The organism is Bifidobacterium anseris (genome assembly GCF_002860345.1).
Taxonomy (GTDB): domain Bacteria; phylum Actinomycetota; class Actinomycetes; order Actinomycetales; family Bifidobacteriaceae; genus Bifidobacterium; species Bifidobacterium anseris.
The window spans coordinates 555,009-567,435 of the sequence record NZ_NMYC01000001.1; the positions used below are offsets into that span (position 1 = coordinate 555,009).

Genomic DNA, 12,427 nt, shown 5'->3' on the forward strand with positions numbered 1-12,427 from the left:
CCGGATGGGGTGATCCATCCGGGCCCCTTCGTCAAGTTCACAAGGTTGTTCCGGTTCCCAAGGTCGTTCCAATGTCGCGGACGTATGCCGTGCCGTCAGGCCCCATGTGACGCGTTGTGCGACGCGTCATGCGACGGCACGTCCGTTTCCGCCGAGGCCGTTTGCGCCGCATCAGCTCCCGTCGAGCCGGCGCCGCCCTCCCCGGCAGGTCGTGTGCCGTGCGTGTCCGGGGATTCCACCGATGCGGTGCGATGGTGGATGCGCCGTTCGAGCAGCACGCGCGGCAGATGCGCCTTCGCGCGCGGCACGGCCGTCGGCAGCTGCCAGTTGAAGCGCACCGATCCCAGACGCAGCAGCACGACGATGACGACGATCGCCACGTCGAGCGCCATCGCGACGCGTTCGCAGATCATGCCGCGCGCCCGCCAGCGCCACACCGGCACCGTCAGCGCGCTGCCGATGAGGGCGGGCACGATGTACCAGTGGCGGTCGCGGATGACCATCGGCACCTCGTTGAGCAGGATGTCGCGGATCATGCCGCCGCCCATCGCCGTGAACGTGCCGAGGAACACGGCAGTCATGCCGCTCGTGTTGTACAGCAGGCCCTTGCTCGCGCCGTTGACGGCGAACAGGCCGAGCGCGAGCGCGTCGATCGTCAGCATCGACCATTTGAGCCGGTCGACCTCCGGATGGATGATCGCGACCGTGCATCCGGCGAGCAGCGCCGTGAGCACCGAGACGCGGTCGGAGATGCCCACGGGAGGCACGGCGCCGAGCAGCACGTCGCGGATGATGCCGCCGCCGAGCGCCGTGAGCCATGCGGTGATGATGATCGCGAGGACGTCGTAGCCCTTGCGGATCGCGGCGAGGCCTCCGGCCATGCCGCAGCAGAAGATGGCGAGGTATTCGACGCCGCGGAAGAACGGCGTGCTCTGCAGCACGACCTCCATCGCCTCCCCTTTCCGTACACGTCGGCCGCGTCGAGCCGCGGCCTTCCCCATTGTACGGCCGCGTGCCTCCCCTCATCCGCGTGTGCGCGGACGGCTACGCGTTCGGCGCAGCGGCGCATATCGAGCATGTATGCGAAACGGGGCGCCCATCGCGATGATGGCCGCCCCGTCACTACGATTCAACGGGGGCGCTCAGCACACCTTCCACATCCAGTTGTGCGGATCGGCGATCTCGCCGAGCTGGATGCCGAGCAGTTGGTTGCGGATCGCCATCGTCAGTTCGCCCGGCTGGCCGTCGCCGACGGTGACGTCGAACTTCTCGGACTTGAAGCGGCCGATCGGCGTGACGATCGCGGCGGTGCCGCAGGCGAAGACCTCGGTGACCTCGCCGGAGCGAATCTCGTCGAGCAGCTGGTCGAGCACGATCATCGTCTCGACGACGTCATGGCCGTCGTCCTCGAGCAGCTGGATGATCGAGCGGCGCGTGACGCCCGGCAGGATGTTGCCGGTCAGGCTCGGCGTCTCGACGTGGCCGTCCTTGTGGACGACCATCATGTTCATGCCACCGAGCTCCTCGAGATAGGTCTTCGTGGCCGCGTCGACGAAGCACACCTGCTCGCAGCCTTCGGCGATGCCACGGTATTCGCCGAGCAGCGAGGCAGCGTAGTTGCCGCCGCACTTGGCGAAGCCGGTGCCGCCGGGGCCGGTGCGGAACCACTTGTCCTCGACCCAGATGCTCACCGGCTTGACGCCACCGGCGAAGTACGGGCCGGACGGCGAGGCGATGACGCAGTACTCGACCTCTTCCGGGGCGCGCACGCCGAGGAAGGCCTCGGAGGCGAAGATGAACGGGCGCAGGTAAAGCGTGTACTCACGGCGCGCCGGGACCCACTTGGCGTCCTTCTCGACGAGCGCGGCGCACGAGCCGAGGAAGTCCTCGATCGAGACCTCCGGCAGGTACAGGCGCTTGGCCGAGTTCTGCAGACGCTCGGCGTTCGCGTCCGGACGGAACAGCCAAGTGGAGCCGTCGGCGTGGCGGTACGCCTTGAGGCCTTCGAAGACCTCCTGCGCGTAATGCAGCACCGAGGCGCCCGGGTCGAGCTTGAGCGGCGCATACGGCTCGATGCGGCGGTCGGACCAGCCTTCGCCCTTCGTCCACGTCATGTGGGCCATGCTGTCCGAGAAGACCTGTCCGAAGGCCGGCTTGTCGATGAGCTCCTCGCGCTTGGCGTCCGAGGCCGGATCGGGGTTCGGCAGGACGGTGAACCGTTCGGCGAGGGAATCGATGTACGCGGGATCGTGATGGGATTCATTGGTCATGTTGATGCTTCTTTGGGGGGTGTCGTTGAAAATCGAAATCGTAGTGGTTGTCCTTGAGCGCTTTTGGCGCCGACATGCTTCACTTTTGCACAACCCCATGTCCAATGCGTTTCGCGCGTTCACATTCTGGCCTTCCACGCGCCGGATACGGCGATGCCCGCCCCGGGCTTGCGGGACGGGCATCGCGACGGTTTCCACGGCGACGACGCGCCGGGAGGGAGGGATCAGGCGGCCGGGTTCGACTCGTCGATGGCCGGGACGTTCTCCTCCTGCTCCTCGGTGACCTCGGTCAGCGGGGCATCCTGCGGCACCTCGACGGTGACGACGGACTCGTCGAGGTCCTCCATGTCGAGCTCGACGCCCTCGGGCAGCGCGAGATCCTTGAGGAAGACCTTGTCGCCGTCGGCAAGGCCGTCGACGGTCACGATGATGCGCTCCGGCAGGTTGCTGACGTCGGCGCGAACCTTGAGCTCCTGGATGTCGACGAACGCGACGGCGGCGCCCTTCGGCGTGCCCTCGACGAAGACCGGCACCTCGACATCGATCTTCTCGCCGGCCTTGACCTCGTAGAAGTCGATGTGCTCGACGATGCGCTTGACCGGGTTGCGCTGGACGTCCTTGACGACCGCAAGCTTGCTGTCCTCGCCGTACTTGACGGTGATCAGGGCGTTCGTGTGGCGCAGCGCGAGCGTCGTCTCCTTCATCGGGAGCTTGACGTAGACCGGCTGGTCGCCGCCGGCGTAGATCGTCGCCGGGATCTGGTGCGCGGCGCGCATGCGGCGCGACGGGCCCTTGCCGAACTCGGTGCGCAGTTCGCCTTCGAGGACGATGGTGGTGTTTGCCATGATGATTCTCCTTTATGCTCCGTCTTCGGCGCATCAACGAGCCGAAGACGCACGCGCAGGAGTGTCTCCGTGCCGAGTCGATAACGGAAGGCGCGCACGCCTTCCCTCGCCAAAGCAACGTTTCAAGGTTAGGAGCGGCCGTGGACAACGCGTGCCGTGTTCCCCTTGCGCGTGGCCCGTGCACGCGCCGGTCCGGGCCGTACGCCGGCATGTACAATGTGCAGCAGCCGATCGGACACGTCGCATATCGTCCGAGGAATCGAGGAACCGCCGGTCATGTCATCGTCATCGCCGTCATTGTCACCATCATCGTCGCAGCCGCATCCGTCTTCGCAGCCGTCGTCATTGTCATCGTCGACGCCGTCGCGCACCGCCCGCATCGCCGCCGGCGTCGCGGCGGGCGGGGCGCTCGTCGCCGCCACGGCCGTGGCCGGCGCCGGCGTCGCACTGCTGCGCGTCGCGCTCGACGCCGACTGCCCGCATTCGATCTTCGTGCGACGCAGCGGCAACCATTTCGACGACCACGGCGCGACGAACATCCCCGTTCCCGAACAGACGCAACGCTGGTTCGAGATGACGCGCCAGAGCGTCGTCATCCGCAGCTACGACCGGCTGCGGCTGCACAGCTGGCGCTTCGACCCGGACACGGCGCGACCGCTGCCCCACTGCTACGCGGTCTGCGTGCACGGCTACACCGGCGGTCCCGAGGAGATGGCGCCGTGGGCGCAGCACTACGCGGCGATGGGATTCACCGTCCTCACGCCTGCCCTGCGCGCGCACGAACGCAGCGAGGGACGCTATGTGACGATGGGCGCGCTCGAACGCAGGGACCTCAAGCAGTGGGTCAACCTCATCATCTCGCGTGACCCGCAGGCGCGCATTCTGTTGCACGGCAACTCGATGGGCGGCGCAAGCGTGCTGCTTGCCGGCGCCGACCCGTGCCACGCGCCGAACGTCAAGGCCATCGTCGCCGACAGCGCCTTCGTCTGCGCCTCGACGCAGCTGACGGGCAGCATGGCTGACGCGCTGCATGTGCCGCGCGCGCTCGCGCGCCTGTCGGTCGGCGTCGCGAACCTGCTGCTCGGTCGCGTGGCCGACGCCTCGCTCGCCGACGCGGATGTGCTCGACGCCGTGCGGCGTCTGACGCTGCCGACGCTGTTCATTCAGGGCGGCGCCGACACGATCGTTGACCCGTCGAGCGCGCGCCGGCTCTATGAGGCGTGCGCGAGCAACGACTGCGAGCTGCTCGTCGTGCCCGACGCCGGCCACGTCGCCTCGCTCGCGGCCGACCCCGCGCTCTACTGGTCGACGGTCGACGCGTTCCTGCGGCGCATCCCCGCCTTCGCCGACGCCGCCGACGGCACCACCAAAACCACCGTCAAGACCGCCGTCAACACCAACACCGCCGCCTGACGCCGCGGACGGCATCGTCGCACACAGCGGCATCATCCTGCACATAACGACACATAACAAGGAGGCCGGCCCCCGTGGGGGCCGGCCTCCTTCGCCATACGTACCGATGTCGTTCGGTCTATCAGGCGAGCAGCTCCTTGACGGCTGCGATGACGGCCTGCAGGCTCGCCTTCGCGTCGCCGAAGAGCATCTGCGTGTTGTCCTCGAAGTACAGCTCGTTCTCGATGCCGGCGTAGCCCTTGCCGCGGCCGCGCTTCATGACGACGACGTTCTGCGACTTGTCAACGTCGAGGATCGGCATGCCGGAGACCGGCGTGCCCGGCTTGCGGGCGGCCGGGTTCGTCACGTCGTTCGCGCCGACGACGAGCGAGACGTTCGCGCTCGGGAACTGCGGGTTGATGTCGTCGAGGTCGACGAGCTCCTCGTAGGGCACGTTGGCCTCGGCGAGCAGCACGTTCATGTGGCCGGGCATACGGCCCGCGACCGGGTGGATCGCGTACTCGACCTCGACGCCGTGCTCCTTGAGCAGCTCGCCGAGGTCGGCGAGCTCGCGCTGCGCCTGCGCCTGCGCCAGACCGAAGCCGGGCACGAAGATGACCTTGTCCGCGTAGACGAGCTGGACGGCCAGATCGTCGGCGGAGGTCTCCTTCATCGTGCCCTCCGGACCCTCGGCGGCGCCGCCCGCGGCGTTCGCGCCGCCGAAGCCGCCGGCGAGGACGGACATGAGCGGACGGTTCATCGCCTTGGACATGAGCACCGACAGCGTCACACCCGCCGCGCCGACGAGCGCGCCGGCCACGATGAGCGCGACGTTGTCGATCGCCAGACCGGACATCGCGACGGCGGTGCCGGTGCAGGCGTTGAGCACGGAGATGACGACCGGCATGTCGGCGCCGCCGATCGGGATGACGAATACGAGGCCGTAGCACAGCGCGAACACCGTCGTCAGGATCGACCACAGCACGCGGTGCTCGGGCTGCACGCACAGCATGACGAAGGCGGCGACGGTGAGCACGATGAACAGGATGTTCCACGCGCTCTTGCCGGGCAGGCTCAGCTTCTTGACCCACTTGATGCCCTGCAGCTTGCCGGCGGCGACGAGCGAGCCGGTGAAGGTGACCGAGCCGATCATGACGCCGAGGCCGGCGGTGATGAGCACGACGAGGCTCGGGCTGCCCTCGCCGGCGAGGATGTCATTGAGCGCGACGAGCGCGGCCGCGCCGCCGCCGACGGTGTTGAACACCGAGACGAGCTGCGGCATGTCGGTCATCTTGACCTTCTTCGCCGAGATGACGCCGGCGACGGCGCCGATGACGATGCCTGCGACGAGCAGGATGAGCGCGATCTTCGAGAAGCCACCGTCGATGAACAGCTTGACGAAGGCCATCACGACGGCGATGACCATGCCGACCGCGGACACGAAGTTGCCCTTGCGCGCCGTTTTCGGCGAGTTCATGTAGTGCAGGCCCATCACGAAGAGCACGGCGGCGAGCACGTAGACGCACCAGGCGACGATGTCGACGGTGGATGCGGGAATCCAGTTGTCGTAGATCACTTGTTGTCCCCCTTCTTCGCGTCGGACTTGTCGGACTTGAACATCTCGAGCATACGGTCGGTGACCACGTAGCCGCCGACGACGTTCATCGTGCCGAGCACGGCCGCCAGGAAGATGAAGACGTAGGACAGCGTGCTCGTGGCGTGCGCAGCGACGATGACGACGCCGACGATGACGATGCCGTGGATCGAGTTGGCGCCGGACATCAGCGGCGTGTGCAGCGTCGCCGGCACCTTGCCGATGACCTCGATGCCGATGAGCAGCGCGAGGACGAACAGCGTGAGCGCGATCACAAGATTAGGCATGATGACCTGCATGTCATTCTCCCTTCGTTTCGGTCGACGGCTTGTTGCCGGCGACGACCATGGCCTGGTCGATCTCGTCGGACGGGTCGACGACGAGCGCGCCGCCCTTGATGAAGTGCACGAGGATGTCGGCGACGTTGCGGCTCAGCAGGTTCGACGCGGTCGTGCTGACCTCGCTCGCCAGATACGGCGCGCCGATGATCGTCACACCGCCGTCGGTGGTGTGCGTGCCGACCGTAGAGCCCTCGACGTTACCGCCGAGTTCGCTCGCTGCGCAGTCGACGACGACGGCGCCGCGGTGCAGGCCGTCGACGCCGCGCGCGGTCAGCAGGACCGGAGGCTTGCGTCCCGGGACCTTCGCGGTCGTGATGATGATGTCGAAGCCGGCGGCCTTCTCGTCGACGGCGGCCTGCTGCTGCGCCTGTTCCTCGGCGGTCAGCGCGCGCGCATAGCCGCCCTCGCCCTGGCCCTTCGAGAAGTCGAGGCCGAGCTCGAGGAACTTCGCGCCGAGCGATTCGACCTCGCCACGCGAGGCGGGACGCACGTCGTAGGCGGTGACGACGGCGCCGAGGCGCTTGGCGGTGCCGATCGCCTGCAGGCCGGCGATGCCGGCGCCGAGGATGAGGACCTTCGCCGGGCGGATCGTGCCGGCCGCCGTCGTCATCATTGGCAGGAAGGAGCCATAGGCGTTCGCCGCGACGAGGGCGGCCTTGTAACCCATGACGGAGTTCTGCGAGGTCATCTCGTCCATCGACTGCGCGGCGCTCAGCTGGCGCGGCAGTCGTTCGATCGCGACGGCGGTGACGCCGCGCCTGTCGAGCGCCTCGATGTAGTCGGCGTCGGTGAACGATCCGAGCATGCCGATGACCCACGTGCCCGGCTTGATGCGGGCGATCATCCGGTCATCGGGACGCTCGACGAAGCCGAGGGCGTCCGCGTTCTCGAGGATCTCGGCGGCGTCGACGACCTGCGCGCCGGCCTTCGTGTAGTCCTCGTCCGTGTAGTCGGAAGCCTCGCCGGCCCCTGATTCGATCAGGCATGCGACGCCTGACTTGCGCAACCGCGTGACGATGTCCGGCGTCAGCGCGACGCGGGACTCGTGCTCCGATGTCTCGTTGAAGACACCGAAGGTCACGGTTCCTTCTGGTTGTTCGGCCATGTGAACCCTTTCTATGCATCCCGCCCGTCGCGGGATGGTGAACATACAGCGTTACAGTGTAGCCAATCCCCGTGCCCCTGTTCCCATCCGTCCATCTTTCGGCCGGTCATGGCTTTTTCGCCCTGCGCGCACTCGGTCGCGTCGGCGTCGCCCACGCGTATGCGCAGCCGGTCGCGCGTGCCCGCGTGGCTACGCAAGCGTAGGGTGACGTGTCCCCCCGAAACGGCTACACTGCAAGGGAATAGTGTATTTTGCGGGTAAGGAGCAAATCCATGTCCATCTTCAAGTCCGTCAAGGACCGCGCGTCCGATCTCACGCAGCGGGCGCTGCACCTGGGAGGCGACTTCTCGCACCCGATCAGCGACGACGGCGACACGCCCGACTACGTCGACCCGGAAAGCCAGCCGCAGCACCACGACTACGAGAATCTCCCGCACGTCGACTTCTGGGGTCCCGACCGCCCGACGACGACCTTCATCGACGCCGACTCCGGCTTCATCACGGCGAGCACCGAGGGCAACGGCCCGCTGCCGGACAACTTCAACGTCTACCGCATCTACGAGGACCGCGCCGCACGCATGGGCGACGAGCCGCTCTACACCTTCAAGCGCGACGGCGAATGGATGTCGAAGACGGCGAACGAGACGCTCGCCGACATCCGCGCGGTCGCCAAGGGCCTGATCCACATGGGCTTCAAGAAGGGCAACGGCTGCGCGTTCATGTGCCACACGTCCTACGAGTGGGACGTCTTTGACGCCGCCGTGCTCGCCGTCGGCGGCGTGCTCGCGACCGTCTACGACACCGACTCCGCCGAGCAGATCCGCAACATCGTCGACAACTCCGACGCCACGCTCCTCGTCGTCGAGACGAAGGACATGCTCAAGAAGACGGAACTCGCCAAGCGCGACTGCCCGACGCTCAAGAACGTCATGTGCCTCGAGAACGGTGCAATCGACGAGCTCAAGGCCTACGGCAAGCAGGTGAGCGACCGTCAGCTCGACGAGCGCATCGCCACGGTCGGGCTGCACGACCTGTGCTCGATCGTCTACACCTCCGGCTCCACGTCGGCGCCCAAGGGCGTCGAGATGACGCATGCGCACTACTGCGCGACGGCCACGAACCTGCCCGACTACATGCCCGAGCTGCTGCACAACAAGAAGCACCGCGTGCTGCTGTTCCTGCCGCAGGCGCATTCCTTCGCGCGCGCGATCAACTACATCTGCGTGGCGAGCAACATCCACATCTACATCGCCAACGGCATCAAGACGCTCACCGGCGACCTCAAGGTCGCCCGCCCGCACATCATGATTGTCGTGCCGCGCGTGCTCGAGAAGGTCTACAACGCGGCCTCGCAGAAGGCGGGCAACGGCCCCAAGGGCCGCGTCTTCGCCGCCTCGGTCGTCGCCGCGCAGAAGTACATGCAGGAGCTGAGCGAACGCGGCCGGGCGAGCCGTTTCGCCACGATGCGCCGCAACGCCTTCGACCCGCTCGTCTACGCGCAGATCCGCGACGTGCTCGGCGGCTGCGCGAAGTGGATCGTCACCGGCGGCGCGCCGCTCGACCCCGAGCTCATGGCCTTCTTCCGCGGCGCCGGCGTGCCCGTCTACGAGGGTTATGGCCTGACCGAGACGACGGCGCCGTGCGCGTTCAACCCGATCGGCGTGCCCTACCATCAGGGCTCGGTCGGCATCCCGTTCCCCGGCTTCGAGTTGCGCATCGGCGACGGCAGCGAGATCCAGGTCAAGGGCACCGCCGTCTTCCCGCGCTACCACAAGAACGAGGAGCAGACCGAGGTCTCCTTCACCGACGACGGCTGGTATGCGACCGGCGACCTTGGCCGCCTCGACGACGACGGCTTCCTGTACATCATCGGCCGCAAGAAGGACCTCATCATCACGGCTGGCGGCAAGAACGTCTCCCCCGGCCCGATGGAGGAGGTCATCCAGCGCTGCCCGATCGTCTCGCAGGTGCTCGTGCTCGGAGACAAGCGCCCGTTCATCTCGGCGCTTGTCACGCTCGACCCCGAGTCGCTGCGCGCGTGGCTGTCGTCGAAGGGCCTCGACGCGGACATGACGATGCAGGACGCGGCCGCCAACCCGGCCGTGCGTGCCGAGGTGCAGAAGTGGGTCGACCAGGCCAACGAGGGCGTCTCGCGCGCCGAGTCGGTGCGCAAGTTCATCATCCTGCCAGAGGAGTTCTCACAGGAGAACGGTCTGATGACCGCATCGATGAAGGTCATCCGTCCCAAGGTCATCAAGCGCTACACCGATCTACTCAACACGCAGATGTACACGAAGCGCAACCCCGCCGAGAAGATGCAGTGACGCCGCACTGACGACGAACGACGAAAAGGACCCCCGGGAATCACTTCCCGGGGGTCCTTTTCGTCGTTCGTCTCCTTGCGTCCTTCGTCTTCGCCGGCGGCACCGCGCGGCCGGCGTGTGCGGCCGGCATGTTCGGATATCCGGATTCAGAATCCGAGGCGGTCGAGCTTCTTGGGATCCGACTGCCAGTTCTTCGCGACCTTGACGTGCATGTCGAGGACCGCCTTGCCGCCGACGATCCTGTTGACGGCGGTGCGCAACCGCTTCTTGACGCGCACGAGATGCTCGGCCTTGTGACCGATGATGATCGGCTTCTGCGAATCGCGTTCGACGTAGATCGAGACGAGCACGCGCGTCTTGCCGGCATAGCCTTCGCCGGTCTCGTTGTCCTGCGGCGGCTCGATCGCGTCGACGACGACGGCGAGCGAATGCGGCAGCTCGTCGTGCAGCTCCTCGAGGAACGCGCCGCGGATGAGCTCGGCGATCTCGTCCTGCGGGCTCTCCTCGGTGATCTGCTCGGCCGGATACATTTGCGGGCCTTCGGGCAGATGCTCAACGAGCACCTTCGTGACCTCGGCGAGGTTGTCGTCCTTGAGGGCGCTGACCGGCACGATGTCACTGAAGTCGGCGAAGCCGTCGATCTCGATGAGCTTATCGATGAGCTGCGCGCGGTCGAGCTCGTCGATCTTCGTGACGATCGCGATCAGCGGCACCTTCCAGACGAATTTGCCGGTGTCCGACTTCGTCGCGAACTGCGAGCGCAGACGGCTGAGGATGCGCCGGTCGCCGGGGCCGATCTCCTGGTCCGCCGGCAGCAGGAACGCGATCTCGTCGCTGTCGGCGAGCGATTCGTCGACGACGTCGTTGAGCCGCTGGCCGAGCAATGTGCGCGGACGGTGGATGCCCGGCGTGTCGACGAGCACCATCTGCGCGCCGTCGAGTGTGAGCACGCCGCGGATCGCCTTGCGCGTCGTCTCGGGCCGGGACGAGGCGATCGCGATGCGGGTGCCGATGAGCGCGTTGATCAGCGTCGATTTGCCGACGTTCGGCCGTCCGACGACGGCCACGAATCCGGAGCGGTACGGCTTGTCCTGCGCCGTGTCGTCGTGCGTTGCGTGCTGCTGCTCAGTCATCGTCGTGCCCCTGTTCCTTGCCATCCTGCGATGCGTCATCGCCTTGTTGCTGAGTCGTATTGCCAGTGTCGTCGCCGCCCTCGACGGAAGCCGGTTCGACGACGATCGTCGAGACCTTCTTGCGTCGGCCGGCCGAGTCGACGGCCGTCAGGCGCAGCCCGTGCGTCGTCGCGCTCGCGCCGACGATCGGCACGCGCCCGAGCAGTTTGGTGAGCAGGCCGTAGACGGTGTCGACATCGTCCTCGTCGAGGTCGATCTCGAAGATCTCCTCGAGTTCGGTGATCGGCGTGCGCGCCGGCATGCTCCACGTGCGATCGCCGATCTTCTTGGGTTCGGCGTGCTGCGTGCGATCGTGCTCGTCGTCGAGTTCGCCGACGATCTGCTCGATCGCGTCCTCGATCGTGACCATGCCGGCGATGCCGCCGTATTCGTCGACGACGACGGCCACATGGTTGCGCGTGCGCTGCATCTCGTGGAAGAGGTCGTCGACCGGCTTCGACTCGGGCACGTACATCGGCTTGCGCATGATCGATTCGACGTCGCGTGCTCCCGCCGCCGGATTGAAGGCCGTCGCACGCACGGCGTCCTTGAGGTAGGCCATGCCGAGCAGGTCGTCGATGTCGGCGCCGATGACCGGCACGCGCGAGAAGCCGGAACGCGAGCACAGGCACAAGAAGTCCTGCAGCGTGCCGTCGCGCTCGATTGTGATCATGTCGGTGCGCGGCACCATGATCTCGCGCGTGAGCGTGTCGGAGAGCATGAGCACGTTGCGCAGCATGTCGGAGACCTCGGGGTCGAAGCGGTTGCTTTCGATGAGGCGGTCAAGCGCGGCCTTGCCCTGCTCGTGGTGGATCTTCTCGAGCTCCTCGTCGTCGTAGATCGCGTCGGAGCTGCGTTCGCCCTGCGCGTCACCGCGGCGGCTGCGGATGAACGGCGTGAGCCTGACGCAGGCGGCGGCGAGCGGCGAGTGCGCGATGAGGACGGACAGCGGCTTCGAGCTGCCGACGGTGCGCGGCCGCATGAGTACGGTGACGCAGGCGATGACGAGCGCGACGACGAGGCCTGCGACGAGCTGCACCCACATCGCATAGCCGAGCGTCGCGGCGATGCATGCGACGAGCACGCCGGTGAGCACGTTGCCGCAGATGCGGAAGAACGCGCACGAGTTCGAAGCGGCGTAGCGGTACATGACGATGCGCTGCGCCGCCTGCAGGCGCTTGATCTTCTTGTGGCGTATGAAGTCGGACAGTTCGCCGTCCGACTGCACCTCGATCATCAGGTTGTTGAGATTGGCGCGCGTGACGCGCGAGATCGCGCTTTCGAGCGCGGCGAGCATCATCGAGAGCCATGCGAGCAGCGCGGCCGCCACGCACAGCGCGACGATGAGCACGATCGTGAGTTCTTCGGACATCGGTCGATCCTT

The 12,427-nt window shown here is 66.8% G+C and carries 10 protein-coding genes; 2 read left to right on the forward strand and 8 right to left on the reverse strand.

Features of this window, described 5'->3' with window-relative positions; genetic code table 11:
* Positions 1-95: 95 nt before the first annotated feature.
* The 3 genes from CGZ88_RS02370 to CGZ88_RS02380 all read right to left on the reverse strand — a co-directional run bounded on the left by CGZ88_RS02370 (position 96) and on the right by CGZ88_RS02380 (position 3,115).
* Positions 96-950 carry a trimeric intracellular cation channel family protein gene (locus CGZ88_RS02370; RefSeq protein ID WP_101670985.1) on the reverse strand — a complete coding sequence of 285 codons (855 nt, stop codon included), beginning with the start codon at positions 948-950 and terminating at the stop codon, positions 96-98.
* A 192-nt stretch (positions 951-1,142) separates the two neighbouring features.
* A complete protein-coding gene (locus tag CGZ88_RS02375) occupies positions 1,143-2,270 on the reverse strand; it encodes a branched-chain amino acid aminotransferase (protein ID WP_026645383.1) in 1,128 nt (375 codons plus the stop codon).
* Between the two features lie 224 nt (positions 2,271-2,494).
* Positions 2,495-3,115 carry a 50S ribosomal protein L25/general stress protein Ctc gene (locus CGZ88_RS02380; protein WP_026645384.1) on the reverse strand — a complete coding sequence of 207 codons (621 nt, stop codon included), beginning with the start codon at positions 3,113-3,115 and terminating at the stop codon, positions 2,495-2,497.
* Positions 3,116-3,391: 276 nt separating this feature from the next.
* Here CGZ88_RS02380 and CGZ88_RS02385 point away from each other — a divergent pair, with 276 nt between their 5' ends.
* Positions 3,392-4,528: an alpha/beta hydrolase gene (locus tag CGZ88_RS02385; protein WP_051198668.1), complete on the forward strand. Its 1,137-nt coding sequence runs from the start codon at positions 3,392-3,394 to the stop codon at positions 4,526-4,528.
* 121 nt (positions 4,529-4,649) lie between these two features.
* On the opposite strand, the gene CGZ88_RS02390 is transcribed toward CGZ88_RS02385, so the two are convergent.
* From CGZ88_RS02390 to CGZ88_RS02400, 3 genes are read right to left on the reverse strand one after another with little or no spacing between them, the layout of a single operon-like run.
* Entirely contained in the window at positions 4,650-6,080 is a 1,431-nt protein-coding gene (locus CGZ88_RS02390) for an NAD(P)(+) transhydrogenase (Re/Si-specific) subunit beta (RefSeq protein ID WP_423734405.1), read from the reverse strand.
* Positions 6,080-6,388 carry an NAD(P) transhydrogenase subunit alpha part 2 gene (locus tag CGZ88_RS02395; protein WP_026645386.1) on the reverse strand — a complete coding sequence of 103 codons (309 nt, stop codon included), beginning with the start codon at positions 6,386-6,388 and terminating at the stop codon, positions 6,080-6,082. The genes CGZ88_RS02390 and CGZ88_RS02395 overlap by 1 nt, the downstream gene beginning before the upstream one ends.
* A gap of 13 nt (positions 6,389-6,401) precedes the next feature.
* Positions 6,402-7,547 (reverse strand): NAD(P) transhydrogenase subunit alpha, encoded by a 1,146-nt coding sequence (locus CGZ88_RS02400; RefSeq protein ID WP_026645387.1) that lies wholly within the window; start codon positions 7,545-7,547, stop codon positions 6,402-6,404.
* A gap of 272 nt (positions 7,548-7,819) precedes the next feature.
* Between CGZ88_RS02400 and CGZ88_RS02405 the strand changes: the two genes are divergently transcribed.
* A complete protein-coding gene (locus tag CGZ88_RS02405) occupies positions 7,820-9,871 on the forward strand; it encodes an AMP-dependent synthetase/ligase (protein WP_101670986.1) in 2,052 nt (683 codons plus the stop codon).
* Positions 9,872-10,017: 146 nt separating this feature from the next.
* Here the strand turns inward: CGZ88_RS02405 and era are convergent, their stop codons facing one another.
* Entirely contained in the window at positions 10,018-11,004 is a 987-nt protein-coding gene (gene era / locus CGZ88_RS02410; protein ID WP_165778685.1) for a GTPase Era, read from the reverse strand.
* On the reverse strand, positions 10,997-12,415 hold the full coding sequence (locus CGZ88_RS02415) for a hemolysin family protein (RefSeq protein WP_101670988.1): 1,419 nt from the start codon (positions 12,413-12,415) through the stop codon (positions 10,997-10,999). Before CGZ88_RS02415 ends, era begins: the two co-directional genes overlap by 8 nt.
* Positions 12,416-12,427 lie beyond the last annotated feature (12 nt).

Bases quoted from the DNA above. Each gene is read 5' to 3' on its own strand.
- CGZ88_RS02370 (WP_101670985.1), bottom strand. From the start codon at position 950: ATGGAGGTCGTGCTGCAGAGCACGCCGTTCTTCCGCGGCGTCGAATAC.
- CGZ88_RS02405 (WP_101670986.1), top strand. From the start codon at position 7,820: ATGTCCATCTTCAAGTCCGTCAAGGACCGCGCGTCCGATCTCACGCAG.
- era (WP_165778685.1), bottom strand. From the start codon at position 11,004: ATGACTGAGCAGCAGCACGCAACGCACGACGACACGGCGCAGGACAAG.
- CGZ88_RS02400 (WP_026645387.1), bottom strand. From the start codon at position 7,547: ATGGCCGAACAACCAGAAGGAACCGTGACCTTCGGTGTCTTCAACGAG.
- CGZ88_RS02385 (WP_051198668.1), top strand. From the start codon at position 3,392: ATGTCATCGTCATCGCCGTCATTGTCACCATCATCGTCGCAGCCGCAT.
- CGZ88_RS02395 (WP_026645386.1), bottom strand. From the start codon at position 6,388: ATGCCTAATCTTGTGATCGCGCTCACGCTGTTCGTCCTCGCGCTGCTC.
- CGZ88_RS02380 (WP_026645384.1), bottom strand. From the start codon at position 3,115: ATGGCAAACACCACCATCGTCCTCGAAGGCGAACTGCGCACCGAGTTC.
- CGZ88_RS02375 (WP_026645383.1), bottom strand. From the start codon at position 2,270: ATGACCAATGAATCCCATCACGATCCCGCGTACATCGATTCCCTCGCC.
- CGZ88_RS02415 (WP_101670988.1), bottom strand. From the start codon at position 12,415: ATGTCCGAAGAACTCACGATCGTGCTCATCGTCGCGCTGTGCGTGGCG.